This window comes from Rhodospirillales bacterium, from assembly GCA_016699855.1.
Classification (GTDB): domain Bacteria; phylum Pseudomonadota; class Alphaproteobacteria; order Reyranellales; family Reyranellaceae.
The window spans coordinates 4882177-4901935 of sequence record CP064988.1; the positions used below are offsets into that span (position 1 = coordinate 4882177).

Consider the following 19759-nt stretch of genomic DNA (forward strand, 5'->3'; position numbering starts at 1 on the left):
TGTCCGGCGCCGGCGGCGCGGCGAGAGTCCGGCCGCCACCGGAATTGGAGACCCGCCGATGAAGAGACGCCGCGCCCTGTCCCTGCTCGCCGCCGCGGCGGCGCTCCCGGCGCCCGTCCTCGCGCAGGCGTGGCCGAGCAAGCCCATCCGGGTCGTGGTGCCGTTCGCGCCGGGCGGGTCCGGCGACATCACGGCCCGGCTCTACGGCAAGTACATCGAGGAGAAGGTCGGCCAGCCCGTGGTGATCGAGAACAAGCCCGGCGCCAACGGCATCGTCGGCACGGAGATCGTCAAGAACGCGCCCGCCGACGGCTACACGCTGCACCTCTCCACGGTGTCGACGCACTGCACCAATCCCAGCCTCTACAAGTCGCTGCCCTACGATCCGGAGAGGGATTTCACCGTGGTCGGCGTGTTCGGCTCGGGCGGCGTGTTCCTGGTGGTCCGTCCGGAGGCGCCCTACAAGACGCTCGCGGCGTTCGTGGCCCACGTGAAGGCCAATCCCGGCACCGTCCATTTCGCGCATTTCAACACCTCCTCGCAGATCCCCGGCGAGCTGCTCAACCGCGTGGCGGATGTGAAGATGGTGGCGGTGCCGTACCGCGCGATCGGCAACGCCATCCAGGACTTCTTCTCCGGCGTCGTGCAGGCGATGTTCATCGACACGACGGCCGCCCACAGCCATGTCGCGTCGGGCAAGATGATTCCGATCGCGATCACGAAGGGCGAGCGCTGGGCGCGCCATCCAGACGTGCCGGCGATGGCCGAGCTCTACCCCGGCTTCGACGTTTCGGGATTCCTCGGGATGTCCGTGCGGGCCGGCACGCCGGTCGAGATCGCGCGCCGGCTGAACGACCTCATCAACGAGGCCAGCTTCTCGGCCGCGATCGCGCCGCGGCTGGAGGAATTCGGCTTTCCGCCGCAGCGGCGCGACCTCGAACAGAGCGCCGCCTACGTGCGGGAGACCCGAGAGAAGCAGGCGCGCTACATCAAGCTGGCCGGCATCGAGCCGCAGTAGCCGCCCGCGTTGTCGCTGCCGGCGGGCGGGCGTACAGTCCGCCGCGACATCGGAACGATCTGGAGGAAGCGCGATGGAATGCCGGATGGACGGCCGCGTGGCGGTGATCACGGGCGGCAGCATGGGGCTGGGCAAGGCGATGGGCGCGGCGTTCGCCGGCTCCGGCGCCGGGGTGGCGCTGATCGCGCGCCGGCCGGAGCCGCTCGCCGCCGCCAAGGCGGAGATCGCCAAGGCGACCGGCGCCAAGGTCGAGGGCTACAGCTGCGACGTCGCCGACAAGGACGCGCTGGAGCGGACCTGGGCCGCGATCCAGCGCGATTTCGGCAAGGTCGACGTGCTGGTGAACAACGCCGGCGCCTCGGCGGCCAAGGCGTTCGAGACCATCACCGACGCCGACTGGGAGGCCGATTTCGGACTCAAGATCTGGCCGGCGATCCGCCTGTGCCGATTGGCGCTGCCGGGCATGAAGGAGCGCCGCTGGGGCCGGATCGTCAACGTTCTGAACACCTACGCCAAGGCGCCGGCCGGCAACTCCGGTCCGACCAGCGTCAGCCGCGCCGCCGGGCTGGCGCTGACGAAGGTGCTGGCGCACGAGAGCGCGCCGCACAACGTGCTGGTCAACGCGTTGCTGGTCGGCCTGATCGAGAGCGACCAGTGGGCGCGCCGCCACAAGCAGGTCGGCGGCAACCAGACCTACGACGAGTTCCTCGCCAACATGGCCAAGACCGCGGCATCGGCATCGGCCGCGTCGGACAGGCGGCGGAGTTCGCGAACATCGCGTGTTTCCTGTGCTCCGACGCGGGCTCGTACATCAACGGCGTCGCGATCAACGTCGACGGCGGCATGTCGCCGGTGGTGTGACGCGGAGCGCGGGAAGGTCGGCGGAGGGACACCGATGGACATCTCGAGGATACCGACCGGGAAGAACCCGCCGTGGGACGTCAACGCGATCATCGAGGTGCCGCAGGGTGGCTACCCGGTGAAGTACGAGCTCGACAAGGCGTCCGGCGCGATGTTCGTCGACCGGTTCCTGCACACCTCGATGGTCTATCCCGCCAACTACGGCTTCATCCCGCACACGCTGTCGGGCGACGGCGATCCGGTCGACATCCTCGTGGTCGGGCCGGTGCCGGTGGTGCCCGGCGCCGTGATCCGCTGCCGCCCGATCGGCGGCATGCTGATGGAGGACGAGGCCGGCACCGACGAGAAGCTGCTCGCGGTGCCGGTCGACAAGCTGCATCCGTTCCACCGCGGCGTCGCCAGCTACCGGCAGCTGCCGGAGATCCTGTGCGAGCAGATCGCTCACTTCTTCCAGCACTACAAGGATCTGGAGAAGGGCAAGTGGGTGAAGATCGCGCGCTGGCTGGAGCCCGACGAGGCCGCCCGGATGATCGAGGAGGGGATGGCGCGCGCCGCCGCGAAGGCCTGACGGCCCCGCTCAGTAGCGGAATTTCTCGATCCGGTCGGGATCGCCGCTGTAGCCGTCGTCGGCGAAGCTACCGCCGATGACGCGGGGACCGACCGCGTCGGGATCCTCAGGCGGCTCGCGCGCCAGCACCTCGGCGGCGTGGTCCTCGGCGAAGTCCTTCGGCTTGTAGCCCAGCCGGTAGGCGGTGGCGTTGTCGAACCACGACCGGTCGTTCTCCGACACGCCGTAGACGATCTCGAAATGCACGTCGGGATGCTCGATGCCGATGCGCACCAGCTGCGCCAGGTCGCGCCAGCTGATCCAGATCGACAGCCGGCGCTTGTCGATCGGCTTGTCGTTGGCGTTGCCGATGCGGATGCACAGCGAGCCGACGCCGTGCTTGTCGGCGTAGAGCGCGGCCACCAGCTCGCCGAACGCCTTGCTGACGCCGTACAGCCCGTCCGGCCGGAACACCACGCGGGCGCCGACGCGGCGGTTGCGCGGATAGAAGCCGACGGCGTGGTTGCTGCTGGGATAGACCACGCGCTTGACGCCGGCGCGCCGAGCCGCCTCGTAGACGTTGTACAAACCCTCGATGTTCTGGCGCTTGACCGTCTCCCAGTCGGCCTCGACCGACTGTCCGGCCATGTGGACGACGGCGTCGACGCCGGCCATCGCCTTCTCGACCGCCGCGAAATCGGCGATGTCGACGCGGTGGAACTCCTCGCCAGGCGCCAGATCGCCGATCGGCTTGATGTCCACCAGCCGCAGGACCGGATACACGCCGCGCAGCTCGCGCCGTAGCGCCGCGCCGATCGAGCCTGCGGCCCCCGTCAGAAGCACTGTCCTCGTCATCGTCCGCCCTCCGCCCCGGCGGCCATGGTAGGGGCCGGCGCGCTCCTCGTCGATGGCCGGCGATTGCGCGGCGGCGGCCGGCGGCGATACTCTCGTGTCGCCGGCAATGGAAAGGGGACGCCATGGCCAACGTGCTCGACGCCGCGCAGGCGGTGGAATACGCGACGCGGGGATTCACCACGGCGCGCGGCATGTTCTCGCCCGCGGAGGTCGCGCTGCTGACCCGCGCGATGGAGGAGGATCCGGAGGTCCGCGGCCACGTCATCGACCGGCTCGACGGCGAGGGCCGCTCGACGCGCATCTCCCTGTGGAACCGCGCCGGCGACTCGGTCTACGGGCTGGCGGCGCGCTGCGCCCGCATGGTCGACACCAGCGCCGCGCTGCTCGGCGGCGACGTCTACCACTACCAGTCCAAGCTCACGGCCAAGGACCCCGGTGTCGGCGGCGCCTGGGAATGGCACCAGGACTACGGCTACTGGTACCACAACGGCTGCCTGCGGCCGGACATGCTGTCGTGCATGATCGCGCTCGACCGCACGACGCGGGAGAACGGCTGCCTGCAGATCGTCGAGGGCAGCCACCTCATGGGCCGCGTCGACCACACGCCGCTGACCGCCGGCCAGAACGAGGTCGATCCGCGCCGCATGGAGCATATCCTGGCGCGCAACCCCGTCGCGTATTGCGAACTCGAGCCCGGCGACGCGCTGATCTTCCACTGCAACGCCATCCACCGCAGCGACGCGAACCGCTCGCCGCACCGGCGCTGGACCTTGCTGATCTGCTACAACCGCGTCGACAACGACACCGTCACCCGCGACGACGACCGCTACTACGTGCCGCTGGAGCGGGTCGACGACGGCGCCCTGCTGCGCGCCGGAGCCCGCTTCGCCGCCGGCGACGGCAGCGAGCACTTCGCCTCGCGTCCCTACGTGCCGAAGCTGCCTGCGGCGGCGGAGTAGGGGCGGTGGCCGCGGACATCCTCCATCCCGATTTCAAGGCCGAGCCGTGGTGGTGGGAATGGTGGCGGCCGTCCAACGCGCTGTCGCAGGACCCGCCCCGGTCGGTCGACGCGCTGATGGTCGGCGCCGGCTACGGCGGATTGTCGACGGCGCTGGAGCTGGCGCGCGGCGGCGCGAAGGTGGCGGTGCTGGAACGCGGCGATCTCGGCGTCGGCGCCAGCACGCGCAACGGCGGCATGGTCAGCGGCGGCGTGAACCTCGGCAAGGGCATGTCCGGCAAGAGCGGCGGCGGCGGTTGGGACGCCCGCAAGAAAGCGCTGCTGGCCAGCGGCGTCGACTCGATGACCGCGATCGAGGACATCGTCGCGCGCGAGAAGATCGAGGCCCACTACGTGCGCAACGGCCGCTTCATGGGCGCCTTCACGCCGGCGCACTACCGCGATCTCGAGGCCAAGGTCGACGACTTCAACGCGCTCGCCGGCGCCGGCGCCTCGATGCTGCCGAGGGAGCGCCAGCGCGAAGCCATCGCGTCGGACTACTATTTCGGCGGCATGGTGGTCGACCGCGCCGGCCACCTCCATCCCGCCTGCTACTACGGCGGGCTGCTCCAGGCGGCCCACGACGCCGGCGCCACGCTGTGCGCGAGGACGGAGGCGCTGTCCTACGAGCGCAAATCCGGCGGCGGCTTCGTCGTGCGCACCAACCGCGGCGACATCGAGGCCAAGGAGGTCGTGGTCGCGACCAACGGCTACACCGGCGACGCCACGCCGTACCTCAAGCGCCGCCTGGTCCCGGTCGCCAGCCACATCATCGCCACCGAGGAGCTGCCGGAGGGGATGGCCGAGTCGCTGATCCCCAACAGCCGCGCCGTCGCCGACACCAAGCGCGTGCTGACCTACTACCGGCTGTCGCCGGACCGCAAACGCATGATCTTCGGTGGCCGCGCGCGCTTCACGCAGGCGCCGCCGGAGGTCAGCGCGCCGGTGCTGTACCGCTACATGACCGACCGTTTCCCGCAGCTCAAAGGTTCCCGGATCACCCACGCGTGGACCGGCAACGTCGCCTTCAGCTTCGACTGGCTGCCGCACATGGGCCGCACGCCCGACGGCCTGCGCTACCTGATGGCCTGCAACGGCAACGGCGTGGCGATGATGACCTATCTCGGCCGCGAGACGGCGCGCAAGATCCTCGGCGGGACCAACGCGCCGGCCAACGCCTTCGACACCGACGATTTCCCGACCCGCGCGCTCTACGGTGGCGATCCGTCATGGGTGCTACCCGCCGTCGGCGCGTGGTACCGCTTCCGCGACTGGCTCGACCGCCGCGCGGCCTGAGCCGCCGGTTCCCGCTCCCCTCGATCGCAACGACACACCGCCACCACGGCGGATGGAGGAACGTCCATGACGACGACCGCGCCGGTGATCCTGGTCGACGACCCGCTGCCGGGCGTGCGGCGCATCACGCTGAACCGCCCGGAGAAACGCAACGCGCTCAGCAACGCCCTGCGCGCGGCGATCTTCGAGACGCTGCAGTGGAACGACGGCGATCCCGATGTCCGCGTCACGATCGTGCGCGGCGCCGGGCCGGCGTTCAGCGCCGGCTACGACCTCTCCGCCGACAACCGGGTCGGCCAGCCCTACCACACGGCCGGCGGGCACGGGCAATGGTCGCGCCATGTCGTCGACGGCTGGTTCCGGGTGTGGGACCTCGGCAAGCCGGTGATCGCGCAGGTGCACGGGTACTGCCTCGCCGGCGGCACCGAGCTGGCGACCTCGTGCGACCTCGTCTACGTCGCCGAGGACGCGCAGATCGGCTATCCGCCGGTGCGGCTGATGAGCCCGCCCGACATGCAGTTCCATCCCTGGCTGATGGGCATGCGCCAGGCGATGGAGTCGATGCTGACCGGCGACTCGATCTCAGGCGCCGAGGCGGCGGCGCGCGGCTGGGCCAACCGCGCCTTTCCGGCGGGGCGGCTCGAGGAGGAGACGCTGAAGATGGCGGAGCGCGTCGCCAAGGTGCCCAGCGACATCCAGCAGATCAACAAGCGCTCGGTTCATCGCGCCATGGAGATCATGGGCCTGCGCGCCGCGGTGCGCGCCGGCACCGAGATCCAGGCGCTGTGCTTCCACACCGAGTCGAGCAAGGCCTACATGGGCCGCTTCAAGCGCGACGGCGCCAGCGTCGCCAAGCTGCTGAGCGAGCGCGACGCGGCGTTCGGCGACTACCGCGAGCGCGAGAAATAGCGGCCGGCGCCACGAAAAAGCGGCCCTCGCGGGGCCGCTCGATCGATACGACGCGGGGGCCGGCTCAGCGCAGGACGGCCGCCGCGATCGTCAAGGCGATCAGCCCGAGGATCATCCCGCCCAGCCCGATCACCGGCATATGCGCGACCAGCGCGAACGCCATGCCGACGACGATCACGATCAGCGCGAGGATCGTGTAGGTGATCAGCTTGAGCACGCCGGCGTAGGTCTGGTTGTACTGGCGCATATCGAAATCGTGGCTGGCCATCGGCTCCCCCGGCGGGTCGTTGACATGGTGCGGCGCGGGGCCCGGCGGGCGTCGCGGCGTCGATTCCTTATAGCCAAACCCGCCGGCGCCGGAAAGCCCCGATGCCGGCGCGGTCAGGGCTTGGGATGCACCACGACGGCGATCAGCATCGACCACGGCCGGTAGGGTTCGAACGCCAGGGTGGCGCCGCCCGGCGCGAACCGCGCGTAGCGTCCGGCGTCCAGTGGCGCCGGCCGGCCGCCATCGACGACCAGATTGAAGCCGCCCCGCAGCGCCATCAGGACCATCGTCGCGGCGGGTTCCCGCAGGCGGCCGGCGGCCGGATACGGCACGACGCGGCCCGTGAATCGGTCGCGGCGGGTCATCAGATTGAGGACCTGGAGGCCGCCGTCGGGCGCCTCCGGTCCCAGCGTCGCCTGGACCGGCGTCTCGCCGGCGAAACGGGTGGTCTCGAAGATCTCGACCGGGCCGGGGACGCCGCCGTCGAAACCCAGCCGCAAGCCGCTGCCCAGCGGCATCAACTGGCGGTCCAGATCCGGCAGGTAGGAGAAGGGCCCGGCGCGGGAGATGTCGCTGAGATCGACACGCCAGTCGCAATCGTCGTGGCCGGCGCCGTCGGGCGCGATCGCGAGCGACCGGGAGATGCCGCCGCCGTTCTTCCACGGCGTCGGCGCGATGGCGTCGACGCGGCGGATGTCGGGCGCGTCGCTCACGGCCGCCACAGCGTCGCCGCCGCCGGTGGCAATCCGTCGATCTCGACGCGGTCCGGCCGGCCCGGCGTCGACACGATGCGCAGCCGGTCCTCGGCCAGCCAGCGCGCCGCCAGCGGGTAGATCTCGTGCTCCACTTTCAGGATGCGGGCGGACAGCGACGCCTCGTCATCGGCCGCCAGCACCGGCACGACGCCCTGCGCCCACGATCGGGCCGGCGTCGAGATCGGCGGTCACGAAGTGCACGGTGCAGCCCGCCGCGCGGACGCCGGCCTCCAGCGCTTGGCGCTGGACGTGCAGCCCTTTGAACGACGGCAGCAGCGAGGGGTGGATGTTCAGGATGCGGCCGGGCCAGCGGCCCGGAAACCACGGGCTGAAGATCCGCATGAAACCGGCGAGGCAGACGAACTCGACGCCGGCCGTCTCGAGCGCCGTCGACACGGTCCGGTCGAAGCTCTCTCGGTCGGGGTGGTCCTTGTGGCGCACGACCGCGGTCGCCACGCCGGCGGCGCGCGCGGTCTCGAGACCCGCGGCGTCGGCGACGTTGCTGACCACGATCGCGATCTCGGCGGGATAGTCGGGGGCGCGCGTCGCGGCCAGCAGCGCGGCCATGTTCGAGCCGCGCCCGGAGATCAGGACGCCGATCCGGCGGCGGCTCATCGGCGCGTCCGCTCCGCCACGCTCAACGCCGCCACAGCGCGTCGGCGTCCGCCATGACGCAGTCCGGCCCGGCGCCGCGGTCGGGCAGGGCCTCGATGGCGCCGACGCGGACCGCCGTCTCGCCCGAGGCGGCGAACGCCGCGGCGACGGCGGCGGCGTTCTCCGGCGCCGTCACGACGACCATGCCCAGTCCGCAGTTGAACGTGTCCAGCATGTCGCTGGTCGGCGTGCGGCCGATTTCGCGCAGCCAGTGGAACACGTCGGGCGGCGTCCACGCGAGCGCCTCGAGCGTCGCGCGGACGCCGTTCGGCAGGCAGCGCGGCACGTTGCCCGGCAGGCCGCCGCCGGTGATGTGCGCGAGGCCCTTGATCGCGCCGGTCGCGCGCATCGCCGCCAGCGCGGCCTGCACGTAGATGCGCGTCGGCTCGAGCAGCGCCCGGGCCAGCGACCGGGCCGGCGCGAACGGCGCCGGCGCGTCGAGCGCCAGCCCGCTGCGCTCGACGATCTTGCGCACCAGCGAGAAGCCGTTGGAATGGACCCCTGAGGACGCCAGGCCCAGCACGACGTCGCCCGGCGCGATGTCCGGCCGCGGCAGCAGCGCGTCGCGCTCGGCGGCGCCGACCGCGAAGCCCGCGAGGTCGAAATCGCCCTCGGCGTAAAGGCCGGGCATCTCGGCGGTCTCGCCGCCGACCAGGGCGCATCCCGCCCGGCGGCAGCCCTCGGCGATCCCGGCGACCACGTCGCGGCCGGCCTCGATGTCCAGGCGTCCCGTGGCGTAGTAGTCGAGGAAGAACAGCGGCTCGGCGCCCTGCACGACGATGTCGTTGACGCACATCGCCACCAGGTCGATGCCGACGGTGTCATGGATGCCCGAATCGATGGCCAGTTTCAGCTTGGTGCCGACCCCGTCGGTGCCGCTGACCAGGATCGGGTCGTGGAAACCGGCGGCCTTGAGGTCGAACAGGGCGCCGAAGCCGCCCAGGCCGCCCATCACGCCGGGACGCCGGGTCGCTTTGGCGAGCGGCTTGATGCGCTCCACCAGCGAATCGCCGGCCTCGATGTCGACGCCCGCCTGCTTGTAGGTCAGCGGCGGGCGGTTGTGGTCGGCGGGAGGGGAGTTCAAGCGGCGGCCGTTCGTGCTAGGAAGCGAGGGGCATAGATATCCCAACGCGAAGGCATTGCAATGGCGCTTCCCGCCCCGTTTTCCCCATGGACCGGCCGGATGGCCGCCGCCACCCGGCGGATGTTCGTGGCGCTGGCGGCCGTCGCGGCGCTGGCGGGCGCCCCCGGAGGCGCGGCGGCGCAGCAGCGCGGCGCCGGCGATCCCGTGTTCACGGTCACCAACATCCCCGTCGACGCCACCGCCAAGACCCCGCTGGAGGCGCGCGACAAGGCCCTGCTGGAGGGCGAGAAGGGCGCGTTCGAGATCCTGGTGCGGCGCCTGGTCGCGACCGACGACGTCTCGAAAGTCGGCATCCCGACCGACGCCGAGATCGAGCAGCTCATCCTCGGCTTCGAGTTCGCCGGGGAGCGCACCACGGCGAACCGCTACATCGCGCAGCTGTCGGTGGCCTTCAGCCCGGATCGGATGAAGGCCTATCTGCGGGCGGCCGGCGTCAACTTCATCGATTCCTCGGCGCCGCCGGTGCTGGCGCTGCCGTTGACGCGCTCCAAGGCCGGGGTGGCGGCGCTGGACGAGCGCACGCCGTGGCGCGAGGCGTGGGCGAAGGTCTCGGCCGCCGGCGGTCTGGTGCCGATGCCGGCGGTGCGCGGCGACGGCGCCGACGCCAAGCTGATCGACCCCGAACAGGCCTTCGTCGGCGACGTGGCCGCCCTGGGCCGGCTGGCGCAGCGCTACGGCACGCGGCGGATCCTGGTCTCGGTCGCCACCGGCGAGGCCGAGGGGCCGTTCGCCGTCACCGCCACGCTCTACGACCTCGGCACCGGCGACAAGTCGACCGTCCCGCCGCAGGCCGGCGTCGCCCTCGACAAGCTGGTCGACGCCGCCGTCAAGCACCGGCTGAAGCTCGAGGACGAGTGGAAGTCGGTGGCGGCGGTTTCGCGCGACTTCGCCGACGTGATCGTGGTGACGGTGCCGATCAAGGGCCTCGACGACTGGGTCAAGCTGCGCCGCCGCATCCAGACCACGGCCAACGTGCGCGAGATCCAGGTCCAGTCGCTGGAGCAGGAGCAGGCCGTGGTCCGTATCGCCTTCGTCGGCACGCGCGAGCAGTTCAACCGGGCGCTGCGCCTGCAGGGGCTGGCGATCGTCGACGGCGCCGCCGGCCCGACGATCGTCGGCCAGTGAGCGCCGGAGGCCGGCCGGCGCGATGATCGTCATCCTGCCCAACCTCCTCAGCCTGGCGCGTCTGGGCTGCGTGCCGGTCGTGATCTGGTGCGTGCTCGAGGGCGCCTACGGGCTGGCCTTCTGGGTGTTCCTCGGCGCCGGCATCTCCGACGCGCTCGACGGGCTGATCGCCAAGCGCTTCGACGCGGCGACCGAGTTCGGCGCCTATCTCGACGCGCTGGCCGACAAGGCCCTGCTGGTCGGGACCTACGTGGCGCTGGCGCTGCGCGGCGAGGTGCCGCTGTGGCTGACGATCATGGTCGTGTTCCGCGACCTGCTGATCGTCGGCGGCGCGCTCACCGTCAACGCCCTGACCCCGTTGCTGCGGGTCGAGCCGATGATGCTGAGCAAGGTCAACACCGCGCTGCAGATCGGTCTGGTGGCCGTGGTGATCGGCAAGCGCGCCTTCGAGCTGCCGGTTCCGGCCGTGGTCGAGGCCGGGGTCTGGCTGGTCGCGGCGACGACGGTCCTGTCGGGTGTCGCCTATGTGGTAACCTGGATGCGCCGCGTCGCCGCCTGGGAGCGCGACCGCGGGGACGGGGATTGAAGGGCGGGGAGATGGACGCGGGCAAGCAGTTGCGGTTCTGGCTGATCGGCGCGCTCTGCCTTGGCGGCGCGCTGTGGCTGCTGCGCGACATGCTGCTGCCGTTCGTGGCCGGCATGGCGATCGCCTACTTCCTCGACCCGCTGACCGACCGCGTCGAGCGGCTGGTGAAGTCGCGCACCGTGGCGACGACGCTGATCGTGGCGGTCGCGACGCTGGCGCTGCTCGGGGTCGTGATCGCGGTGGCGCCCCTGGTGGTCGAGCAGATCGGCGCGCTGGCCCAGAAGCTGCCGCAGTACGCGGCCCGCCTCTACAACCGGCTCGTGCCGCTGCTGGAGACGCTGCAGGAGCGCTTCGGCGTCGACCTCGGCGGCAACCTCAAGGAATTGGAGGGCGCGGCCGCGTCGCGCGCCGGCGCCGCCCTGGCGCTGGTCGGGCGGGTGCTGACGTCCGTCCTCACCCAGGGCGCCCAGGTGTTCAACCTTCTGGCGCTGCTGTTCCTGACGCCGGTCATCGCGTTCTACCTGATGCGCGACTGGCCGAAGCTGCTCGCCAATGTCGATTCCTACCTGCCGCGGCGGCAGGCCGCCACGATCCGCGACCTGGCGCGGCAGTCCAACGCCGCCGTCGCCGGCTACGTCCGCGGCCAGGCCACGGTCTGCCTGTCGCTCGCGGTGTACTACGGCGCCGGTCTGGCGGTGGTCGGGCTCGATTTCGGCCTCGCGATCGGCCTGATCATCGGGCTGATCTCGTTCATCCCCTTCGTCGGCAGCTTCACCGGCGGCGTGCTGGCGATCGGCATGGCGCTGGCGCAGTTCCCCCCGGACTGGTTCGGGGTCGGCAAGGTGGTGGCCGTGTTCGCGGTCGGCCAGTTCCTCGAGGGCAACGTGCTGGCCCCCAAGCTGGTGGGCGACCGCATCGGCATCCATCCGGTATGGCTGATGTTCGCGCTGCTGGCCGGCGGCACGCTGTTCGGCTTCGTCGGCCTGCTGGTCTCCGTGCCGGTGGCGGCCGTGGTCGGCGTGCTCGTGCGCTACTCGCTGGCCCGCTACCGCGCCAGCGCCTACTTCCAGGACGCCTCCATCGACGACGACGACACTGACGCCGCGAAGCGCGACTGACGGCGTCCCCATGTCCGGCCAGATTCCGCTCGACCTTCCCGCCGCCACGGCGCTGGGGCGGGCCGATTTCCTACCCGCCGAGGCCAACGCCGAGGCGCTGGCCTGGATCGACCGCTGGCCGGACTGGCCGGTGCCGGTGTCGGCCGTGGTCGGACCGGAGGGCAGCGGCAAGACCCATCTGCTGGCGATCTGGGCGGCCCGGGCCGGCGCCATGATCCTCGATGGACGCTGGCTCGCCGCCACCGAGCTGTCGGCCGTGCTCGACCGGCTCGGCGGCGCGACCCGGGTGGCGCTGGACGACGCCGACGCCATCGCCGGCGCCGCCGTCGGGGAGCGCGCGCTGTTCCATCTCTACAACTGGATCCGCGAGCGCGGCGGGGCGCTGCTGATGGCCGGCCGCACGCCGCCGGCCCGCTGGCGCGTGGCGCTGCCCGACCTGTCGTCGCGGCTGCGCACCGCCCACGTGGCGACGCTCGGCGCGCCCGACGACGCGCTGCTCGAGGCCGTGCTGTTCAAGCTGTTCCACGACCGGCAGGTGGCGGTGGGCATGGATGTGGTCCAGTATCTGGCGCGACGCATGGAGCGCTCGCTGTCGGCGGCGGGGGCGGTGGTCGACGCGCTGGACCGGCGCGCGCTCGCCGCCAAACGGCCGATCAGCGTGCGGCTCGCGCGCGAACTGGCGGCGGAGTCCGGATGGACCCGCGGCGACGACCGGGACTAGGGGAGGGAAGCGATGGATCTGGGAATCAAGGGCCGCAAGGCGATCGTGTGCGCGGCCAGCAAGGGCCCTCGGCAAGGGCTGCGCCATGGCGCTGGCGGCCGAGGGCGTCGACCTCGTGATCAACGCCCGCACGGCCGAGACGCTGGAGGCGACGGCGGCCGAGATCCGCAAGGCGACCGGCGTGAAGGTGACGGCCGTGGCCTGCGACGTGACCACCGACGCCGGCCGCGCCGCCGTGCTGGCCGCCTGCCCGGAGCCGGACATCGTGATCAACAACGCCGGCGGGCCGCCGCCGGGCGATTTCCGCGACTGGACGCGCGAACACTGGATCAAGGCGGTCGATGCCAACATGCTGACGCCGATCGAGTTCATCAAGGCGACGGTCGACGGCATGATGAGCCGCGGCTTCGGCCGCATCGTCAACATCACGTCCAGCTCGGTGAAGGCGCCGATCGACGTGCTCGGCCTCAGCAACGGCGCCCGCTCGGGCCTCACCGGCTTCGTCGCCGGCGTCGCGCGTAAGACGGTCGCCAAGGGCGTCACCATCAACGGCCTGCTGCCGGGTCCGTTCGACACCGACCGCCTGCGCGGCACGATGACGGCGCGCGCCAAGATGTTCAACCGCAGCGTCGAGGAGGAGCGCCGCCTCAGCGCCGGCGCCAACCCGTCGGGCCGCTTCGGCACGCCCGAGGAGTTCGGCGCCATGTGCGCCTTCCTGTGCAGCGTCCACGCCGGCTACATGACCGGCCAGAACATCCTGATGGACGGCGGCCAGTATCCGGGGACGTACTAGACAGAGGAGCTAGCTTGGCTTCCGTTGGCCATCGTCACGCTATCGCGCGCTTTGGAACGTCGGGCTCCAAGCAGGGTCCGGGCGCGCGTCGGCGAGGGCGAAGGATGTGGTCGTCGGCGCTAGCGGCCGCGCTCGTCATGGGCGCGGGTTTTGACGCTCGCGCGCAACGCCCGCCGGTATTCTCCGTGACGGGTCACTCGATCTCTGCCGATGGAAGCGTACTCGCGATTGGGTACCAGGTACGCCAGTTGCCCGGCAGGATTGCGCGCGTCCATCGAGATACGTCCAATGTCTTCGTGCTGCCGGAACTCCCAGGACGAACGCTGGTGTGGCCTACGATCTCGCCCGACGGGCGGACCATAGTGGCGGTCGCTGGCTGCACCACTGAATGTCAGCCCGGTCTGGACTACGCATGGCTTGTGTCGTGTGTGGACATGTGTGGCGAATGGACGAGGATTCAGACCGACGCCCACGTCCCACAAGCCGTGGCCTATATGCCGGATGGGCGTGGCGTGCTCTACGCCAAGGGGCTGGTTTCGGCACGACGCGGTACCACGCATGTCGATGGTATCGCGTATCATTCGGTCACTAGAGGATCGCCGCGGCCGATCGTTCAAACCAGCCCGAACGATGTGAGTTTCAGAGATGGGTTCATGGATATATTCTCTCTGTCGGCGACATCGCGTGGTGAGGTCTACATCGCGGGCATACGGAGGGGCACCACGCGAACAGAGCTCAGAGGTGTCGGGAAGAGGGCGTACTCAGAGCAAGCATATCAGTTCAAATTCCCGCCGATGGGCCGAGTGTTGGACTGGGGATCGGTCACCCCGGCCGAGCGATCACCGCTTGACCAGTTTGGCGGGGTTTCACAGTTCCGAGTGGACGCGTCCGGCAAAGTCGTCGTTCTCCATTCCGGCGGGCATGCCGCCCTGGTGCGCGATGGATCGATCACGCTACTAAACGATTCCGAATCATGGGCGGAGCGCGTGGCGCTTTCTGCGGACGGTGGAACGGCGGCATTTGTTTCGCGTCGCCGCTCCCAGCAAGAGGCTCCGCCCAAAGTGGTGATCTACGATGTTCGATCGGGCCGCACGATTCAAGTTGACTGGCTCCAGCGGCTGGGCGCGCCCAAATGAGAGGCGGCACCTGTTGCGAGCAGCTTTGAACGCGCGGAACCGATCAATGAAATGACGCGCTTTTCGCGGCTATTGGGGGAGTTGGGGATTTGCGGATCGCGAGCATGACCGGCTACGCGCGCGCCGAGGGCGCCGACGGGCCGGTGACGTGGGTTTGGGAGGCGCGCAGCGTCAACGGACGGGCGCTGGAGACGCGTCTGCGCGTGCCGCCGGGCATGGAGCGGCTGGAGCATCCCGCGCGCGCCGCCGTCGGCGACGCGGTGAAGCGCGGCAACGTCTCGCTGTCGCTGTCGATGCTGGAGCGCCGCGGCCGCCAGCCCGTGCGCATCGACCGCGAGCTGGTGCGCGAGCTGCTGGGGATCGTGTCCGAGCTGCGGGCGCATGGCGAGATCGATCCGCCGACCGCCGACGGCCTGCTGCGGGTGCGCGGCGTGATCGAGGAGGAGACCGGCGTGGCGCCGAGCGAGGCGGAGATCGCCGCCCGCGACGCCGCCATCATGGCGACGCTCAAGACGACGATGAAGGCGCTGGTCGAGGCCCGCGCCTCGGAGGGCGCCCGCCTGGCCGCGATGCTCGACGGCCATCTGGCGCAGATCGCCGAGCTGCGCGACCGCGCCGAGGGCCGCGCCGCCGCCCAGGGCGACGTCGTGCGGACGCGCTTCGAGACCCAGCTCGCCGACATCCTCGGCCGCGTGCCGGCGCTGTCGGCCGAGCGTCTGGCGCAGGAGATCGCGCTGCAGGTCGGGAAGGCCGACGTGCGCGAGGAGCTCGACCGGCTCAAGGCGCACCTGTCGGCGGCGCGCGAGCTGATGGCCGCGGCCGGACCGGCGACGCCGGTCGGGCGCAAGTTCGACTTCCTGTGCCAGGAGTTCAACCGCGAGGCCAACACCCTGTGCTCGAAATCGGCCGACATCGAGCTGACGCGCATCGGCATCGATCTGAAGAGCGCGATCGAGCAGCTGCGCGAGCAGGTCCAGAACGTCGAATGAGACCGCGCCGATGACCGACGCCCCGACCATCGCCGACGTGCCGGTGCTGCGCCGCGGCCTGATGCTGGTGCTGTCCTCGCCGTCGGGCGCGGGCAAGACGACGCTGTCGCGGCTGCTGCTGGAGCACGACCCCGAGATCGAGCTGTCGATCTCCGCGACGACGCGGCCCAAGCGGCCGGCCGAGCGCGACGGCGTCGACTACCGCTTCGTCGACCACGCCGCGTTCCGCGCCATGATCGACCGCGACGAGCTGCTGGAATACGCGCAGGTGTTCGAGAACTACTACGGCACGCCGCGCGGACCTGTGGAGAAGACCCTGTCGTCGGGCCGCGACATGCTGTTCGACATCGACTGGCAGGGCACGCAGCAGGTCGCCGAGCGGGCGCGGCAGGACCTCGTCAGCGTCTTCATCCTGCCGCCCTCGACGCGCGAGCTGGAGCGCCGGCTGGTGACGCGGGCGCAGGATCCGCCCGAGGTCGTGGCCAAGCGCATGGCCAAGGCCGCCGACGAGATGAGCCACTGGCCGGAATACGACTACGTCATCGTCAACCGCGAGATCACGCGCAGCCTCGAGCAGCTCAAGGGCATCCTCGCCACCGAGCGCCTCAAGCGCCACCGCCAGATCGGCCTCTCCGATTTCGTGAAGGCCCTGCGCGAGGGGCGTTGACGCTGCGCTTCATACCTCCCTCTCCGCCGCGTAGCGGGGGAGAGGGAAGGGGCCCGCGCGAAGCGCGGGAAGGGTGAGGTGGTCGTCGTATCGGACGTGGTCGTGAGAGACCTATCGTGCTCGTCGGGATCAAACGCGCGAGGGTCGATGACGCCCTGTATCAGGCATGTCGATTCGCCACCGGAGGTTCCACTTACGCTACCACCACCTCACCCTCCCCATGCTTCGCATGGGTCCCCTTGCGTAAGCGCGAGCGGTTAGGATGAGGGCGTTCCGCGAGGAATGCCCAGGGCCGGGTGGCCACCCGGCCCTGGGCGGTCGACCGTCGGATCGTTGGTCCCGGGAATCGTGACGGATCGCGAGGGAGCCGGATCGCGGACGAACCACTTCATCGAGGCCCGGATGGTTGCCCGAACAACCTGGTTCGCACGCAAGGCAGGGACGACGAAGATGGCCGAACATAGCACGCCTGTCGCCGGCATCGACACCGGCAAGACCTGGCTCGACATCGCGCTGTGGCCGGACGGCGCCACATGGCGGGTGCCCAACACCGCCGAGGGCCACCGCGCGCTGCGCGAACGGCTGGCCGGCCTCGGCGTCCGGCGCGCCGGCATCGAGGCGTCGGGCGGCTAGAGAGGGCGGTGGCGGCGGCGCTGCGCGGAGCCGGCGTCGAGGTCCTGTCCTGCAGCCCGGCGGTCCGCGCCTTCGCCGCCTACAAGCTGCGCCGGGCCAAGAACGACCGGATCGACGCCGCCCTGATCGCCGGGTGCGCCGCCGGTCCCGCCGGCGTGCGCGCCGCGCCCGATCCGAGGATGGCGCCCTCGCCGAGCATCTTCTCTTCATCGAGCAGATCGAGGACGACCTGCGCCAGACCCGCTGCCGCCTCGAGCGCTTCGCCGCCCGGCGCCTGCGCGCCGGCCTCGGCGCGACGTCCAGCGCCTCGAGCGCCGCCGCGACGCCGAGCTGGCGCTGCTGCTCAAGACCGTCCGCGCCGAGGCCGACCTCGCCCGCCGCCTCGACCTCGTCGCCAGCGTCGACGGCGTCGGCATCCGCACCGCGCTGACCCTGGTCGTGCTCATGCCCGAGCTCGGCGCGCTGTCGCGCGAGCAGGCCGCCGCGCTCGCCGGCCTCGCCCCGTTCGACCGCGACTCCGGCACCCTGCGCGGCGAGCGACACATCGCCGGCGGACGCGGCCGCGTGCGCAAGGCCCTGTTCAACGCCGCCCTGCCGGCCGCCTTCAGGTGGAACGACAACCTCGTGCCGGTCTACAAGACGCTCGTCGCCAAGGGCAAACCTCACAAGAAGGCCCTCGTCGCCTGCGCCCGCAAGCTCGTCATCTTCGTCAACGCCGTCCTCGCCAGAGGCACCCCGTGGACCAAGCAGATCCCGGTTTGATTAATGGTTGCTCCCTCTCCCCCGCTGCGCGGCGGAGAGGGCATTCGGCCGCGACTATCGATGCGTGGATTCACTCCCGCGAGCGGGCGAGGGGGCGCGACGCGCGTGCGCCCTACTGCAGCGGCGAGACGACGTTGCAGGGGGCGTTGTCGACGAACTGGGTCGTCGGCGGGCCGGAGATCTCGGCCGCGACCTTGTCGCCGCCGCGCACCGAACGCATCGTCACGGTCACGTCGCTGACCATCCGGTCGCCGTTGTTGAAGCGGCAGTTGATCACGACGTCGAGGATGCGCGGGGTGTTGTTCGACAGCAGCATCGAGAGCTGCCAGCGGTAGTCCGGCCCCGGCCGCAGCGCCGGCAGCTCCAGCGCGACCACCGGCACCGAGGCGCCGGGCACGGCGCGGATCGGCACCGAGCCGACGCGGCGCCACTGCGGCTCGACGCTGACCGGCCCCTGGCCCGGCAGGATCACGCCCGGCGCGGCGCCGACCGTCGATCCGGGGTTGCGCGGATCGAACGCCCTGTCGTCCGGCGAGGTCAGCGGCTTGTCGTCCTTGCCGACCTTCGACGGATCGTAGGAGCGTTCCGGTCCGGTCGAGGCCGCCGGGCCGCCCGCCGGCGGCGCGCCGGCGCCGGTGTCGATGCGGTCGTAGCAGGACGCGCGGCTGGCGGGATCGGGGATCTCGGCGCACAGCTTCATGCGCCGCACGAGGTTGTCGAGCAGTTCGCTCGACCGGTCCATCGACGACCCCGGCCCGCGCTGCGCCAAGGCCGGAACGGCGGCGGCGAGCAGCAGGGCGGCGAGGCCGGTCGAGACGACGGGGGCGAGGCGGCGCATGACGACACTCTAGTTCATTTCAGGGAGCCTCAGCATACCCCGGCGCGTGGCGAAAGTGTGGCCCGAACATCGCGGTGGCGAGGCATCGCGCCGCTCACGCGCGGCAGTCGACCACCACGGTGCCCCGCTTGGTGCAGGCCTCGACGGCGTCGTGCGCGTCCGCCGTCCGCGCCAGCGGGAACACCGCCGAGACGGCGTGGCGCAAACCGCGATCGGCCAACGCCGCGGCGATGTCGGCCTGCGCCCGTCGACGGGCGGCGAGCGGCGCGTTGTTCAGCAGCACGGCGTGGATCGAGACGTTGCGGCGCATCAGATCGGCCGCCGGCAGCGCGGGCGTGGGCGCGCCCTTCGTGGCGTAGTACGCGATCGATCCGTTGACCGCGATCGCCGCGAGGCTGGTCGCGAGGTTGCCACCGAAATCGACGTCCACGACGTGGTCGACGCCGCCGGGCCCGGCGAAGTCGCGCAGACGCCCCGCGACGTCCTCGCGGCGGTAGTCGATCACCAGGTCGGGCGACGCGGTGGCGGCGTGCGCCGCCTTGTCCGGCGAACTCACGGTCGTCGCCACCCGAGCGCCGGCCCGCTTCGCCCATTGCACGGCGTAGTGGCCGACCGCGCCGGCGCCGCCGGTGACCAGGACGGCCGCGCCGGCGAGATCGGCGCGCAGATGCACGCAGCGATGCGCCGTCATGCAGGGGATGCCGAGGCAGGCCCCCTCGGCGAAGCTCGTGCCGTCCGCGAGCGGCGCCACCAAGCCGGCGTCTAGCGCGATCCATTCGGCGGCGGTGCCGTCGACGCGGCCGCCGCGCTGGCCGTTGTAGAGCCACACCCGCTTGCCGAGCCATGCCGGATCGACGCCGGCGCCGACCTCGTCGACGATCCCCGCGCCGTCGCTGTCGGGGATGACCGCCGGTCCTTCCATGACGTAGCCGCGGCCGGCGCGCCGGTTGGTGTCGGCGGGATTGACGCCGGACGCGTGCAGCCGCACCCGTACCTCGCCGGCGGCCGCGCGCGGCGTCGGCCGCTCGCCGATCCGCAGCACCTCCGACGCCGGCCCCTGCCGCTCGAACCAGACCGCGCGCATCCG

At 71.2% G+C, this 19759-nt stretch carries 18 protein-coding genes and 4 pseudogenes; 15 read left to right on the plus strand and 7 right to left on the minus strand.

What is annotated here, in order from left to right; all coding sequences use genetic code 11:
* The first annotated feature begins 58 nt into the window (after nt 1-58).
* The 3 genes and pseudogenes from IPK81_23190 to ppa all read left to right on the plus strand — a co-directional run bounded on the left by IPK81_23190 (nt 59) and on the right by ppa (nt 2447).
* The gene (locus tag IPK81_23190; protein QQS12354.1) at nt 59-1018 is read left to right on the plus strand and encodes a tripartite tricarboxylate transporter substrate binding protein; all 960 of its coding nucleotides are present in this window, start codon (nt 59-61) and stop codon (nt 1016-1018) included.
* Between the two features lie 73 nt (nt 1019-1091).
* A pseudogene (locus IPK81_23195) lies at nt 1092-1879 on the plus strand (SDR family oxidoreductase).
* A gap of 34 nt (nt 1880-1913) precedes the next feature.
* Nucleotides 1914-2447, plus strand: coding sequence for an inorganic diphosphatase (ppa, locus tag IPK81_23200; GenBank protein QQS12355.1), 534 nt, complete (start codon nt 1914-1916; stop codon nt 2445-2447).
* 9 nt (nt 2448-2456) lie between these two features.
* Here the strand turns inward: ppa and IPK81_23205 are convergent, their stop codons facing one another.
* Entirely contained in the window at nt 2457-3281 is an 825-nt protein-coding gene (locus IPK81_23205; GenBank protein QQS12356.1) for an NAD(P)-dependent oxidoreductase, read from the minus strand.
* A 122-nt stretch (nt 3282-3403) separates the two neighbouring features.
* Between IPK81_23205 and IPK81_23210 the strand changes: the two genes are divergently transcribed.
* From IPK81_23210 to IPK81_23220, 3 genes are all read left to right on the plus strand, one after another.
* Complete coding sequence (locus IPK81_23210) at nt 3404-4240, plus strand: phytanoyl-CoA dioxygenase family protein (protein ID QQS12357.1); 837 nt, start codon at nt 3404-3406, stop codon at nt 4238-4240.
* A 5-nt stretch (nt 4241-4245) separates the two neighbouring features.
* Entirely contained in the window at nt 4246-5574 is a 1329-nt protein-coding gene (locus IPK81_23215) for an FAD-binding oxidoreductase (GenBank protein QQS12358.1), read from the plus strand.
* 66 nt (nt 5575-5640) lie between these two features.
* Nucleotides 5641-6483, plus strand: a complete 843-nt coding sequence (locus IPK81_23220; protein QQS12359.1) for an enoyl-CoA hydratase/isomerase family protein — start codon at nt 5641-5643, stop codon at nt 6481-6483.
* A 64-nt stretch (nt 6484-6547) separates the two neighbouring features.
* Here the strand turns inward: IPK81_23220 and IPK81_23225 are convergent, their stop codons facing one another.
* The 4 genes and pseudogenes from IPK81_23225 to IPK81_23240 all read right to left on the minus strand — a co-directional run bounded on the left by IPK81_23225 (nt 6548) and on the right by IPK81_23240 (nt 9244).
* Nucleotides 6548-6751 (minus strand): aa3-type cytochrome c oxidase subunit IV, encoded by a 204-nt coding sequence (locus IPK81_23225; protein ID QQS12360.1) that lies wholly within the window; start codon nt 6749-6751, stop codon nt 6548-6550.
* A gap of 113 nt (nt 6752-6864) precedes the next feature.
* The gene (locus IPK81_23230) at nt 6865-7464 is read right to left on the minus strand and encodes a HutD family protein (GenBank protein QQS12361.1); all 600 of its coding nucleotides are present in this window, start codon (nt 7462-7464) and stop codon (nt 6865-6867) included.
* Nucleotides 7461-8121, minus strand: a pseudogene (locus IPK81_23235) (phosphoribosylglycinamide formyltransferase). Before IPK81_23235 ends, IPK81_23230 begins: the two are co-directional and overlap by 4 nt.
* Nucleotides 8122-8143: 22 nt before the next feature.
* Complete coding sequence (locus IPK81_23240) at nt 8144-9244, minus strand: phosphoribosylformylglycinamidine cyclo-ligase (GenBank protein ID QQS12362.1); 1101 nt, start codon at nt 9242-9244, stop codon at nt 8144-8146.
* 99 nt (nt 9245-9343) lie between these two features.
* On the opposite strand from IPK81_23240, the gene IPK81_23245 reads away from it, so the two are divergent.
* From IPK81_23245 to IPK81_23285, 9 genes and pseudogenes are all read left to right on the plus strand, one after another.
* Nucleotides 9344-10429: a DUF2066 domain-containing protein gene (locus tag IPK81_23245; protein ID QQS12363.1), complete on the plus strand. Its 1086-nt coding sequence runs from the start codon at nt 9344-9346 to the stop codon at nt 10427-10429.
* Nucleotides 10430-10454: 25 nt separating this feature from the next.
* Entirely contained in the window at nt 10455-11015 is a 561-nt protein-coding gene (locus IPK81_23250) for a CDP-alcohol phosphatidyltransferase family protein (protein ID QQS15238.1), read from the plus strand.
* 11 nt (nt 11016-11026) lie between these two features.
* A complete protein-coding gene (locus IPK81_23255; protein ID QQS12364.1) occupies nt 11027-12133 on the plus strand; it encodes an AI-2E family transporter in 1107 nt (368 codons plus the stop codon).
* Nucleotides 12134-12143: 10 nt separating this feature from the next.
* Nucleotides 12144-12854, plus strand: coding sequence for a DNA replication protein (locus tag IPK81_23260; GenBank protein ID QQS12365.1), 711 nt, complete (start codon nt 12144-12146; stop codon nt 12852-12854).
* A gap of 12 nt (nt 12855-12866) precedes the next feature.
* Nucleotides 12867-13647 (plus strand): annotated as a pseudogene (locus IPK81_23265) (SDR family oxidoreductase).
* 512 nt (nt 13648-14159) lie between these two features.
* On the plus strand, nt 14160-14783 hold the full coding sequence (locus tag IPK81_23270) for a hypothetical protein (GenBank protein ID QQS12366.1): 624 nt from the start codon (nt 14160-14162) through the stop codon (nt 14781-14783).
* 104 nt (nt 14784-14887) lie between these two features.
* Nucleotides 14888-15772, plus strand: a complete 885-nt coding sequence (locus IPK81_23275; protein ID QQS12367.1) for a YicC family protein — start codon at nt 14888-14890, stop codon at nt 15770-15772.
* Nucleotides 15773-15782: 10 nt separating this feature from the next.
* Complete coding sequence (gene gmk, locus IPK81_23280) at nt 15783-16439, plus strand: guanylate kinase (GenBank protein ID QQS12368.1); 657 nt, start codon at nt 15783-15785, stop codon at nt 16437-16439.
* Nucleotides 16440-16889: 450 nt separating this feature from the next.
* A pseudogene (locus IPK81_23285) lies at nt 16890-17834 on the plus strand (transposase).
* A gap of 112 nt (nt 17835-17946) precedes the next feature.
* Here IPK81_23285 and IPK81_23290 read toward each other — a convergent pair.
* Complete coding sequence (locus IPK81_23290) at nt 17947-18672, minus strand: hypothetical protein (GenBank protein QQS12369.1); 726 nt, start codon at nt 18670-18672, stop codon at nt 17947-17949.
* Between the two features lie 94 nt (nt 18673-18766).
* Nucleotides 18767-19756 (minus strand): NADPH:quinone reductase, encoded by a 990-nt coding sequence (locus tag IPK81_23295; GenBank protein ID QQS12370.1) that lies wholly within the window; start codon nt 19754-19756, stop codon nt 18767-18769.
* Nucleotides 19757-19759 lie beyond the last annotated feature (3 nt).

Excerpts from the sequence above, each read along its gene's own strand:
- IPK81_23190 (QQS12354.1), top strand. The coding sequence starts at position 59 with ATGAAGAGACGCCGCGCCCTGTCCCTGCTCGCCGCCGCGGCGGCGCTC.
- ppa (QQS12355.1), top strand. The coding sequence starts at position 1,914 with ATGGACATCTCGAGGATACCGACCGGGAAGAACCCGCCGTGGGACGTC.
- IPK81_23205 (QQS12356.1), bottom strand. The coding sequence starts at position 3,281 with ATGACGAGGACAGTGCTTCTGACGGGGGCCGCAGGCTCGATCGGCGCG.
- IPK81_23210 (QQS12357.1), top strand. The coding sequence starts at position 3,404 with ATGGCCAACGTGCTCGACGCCGCGCAGGCGGTGGAATACGCGACGCGG.
- IPK81_23220 (QQS12359.1), top strand. The coding sequence starts at position 5,641 with ATGACGACGACCGCGCCGGTGATCCTGGTCGACGACCCGCTGCCGGGC.
- IPK81_23225 (QQS12360.1), bottom strand. The coding sequence starts at position 6,751 with ATGGCCAGCCACGATTTCGATATGCGCCAGTACAACCAGACCTACGCC.
- IPK81_23245 (QQS12363.1), top strand. The coding sequence starts at position 9,344 with ATGGCCGCCGCCACCCGGCGGATGTTCGTGGCGCTGGCGGCCGTCGCG.
- IPK81_23255 (QQS12364.1), top strand. The coding sequence starts at position 11,027 with ATGGACGCGGGCAAGCAGTTGCGGTTCTGGCTGATCGGCGCGCTCTGC.
- IPK81_23260 (QQS12365.1), top strand. The coding sequence starts at position 12,144 with ATGTCCGGCCAGATTCCGCTCGACCTTCCCGCCGCCACGGCGCTGGGG.
- IPK81_23275 (QQS12367.1), top strand. The coding sequence starts at position 14,888 with ATGACCGGCTACGCGCGCGCCGAGGGCGCCGACGGGCCGGTGACGTGG.
- gmk (QQS12368.1), top strand. The coding sequence starts at position 15,783 with ATGACCGACGCCCCGACCATCGCCGACGTGCCGGTGCTGCGCCGCGGC.
- IPK81_23290 (QQS12369.1), bottom strand. The coding sequence starts at position 18,672 with ATGCGCCGCCTCGCCCCCGTCGTCTCGACCGGCCTCGCCGCCCTGCTG.
- IPK81_23295 (QQS12370.1), bottom strand. The coding sequence starts at position 19,756 with ATGCGCGCGGTCTGGTTCGAGCGGCAGGGGCCGGCGTCGGAGGTGCTG.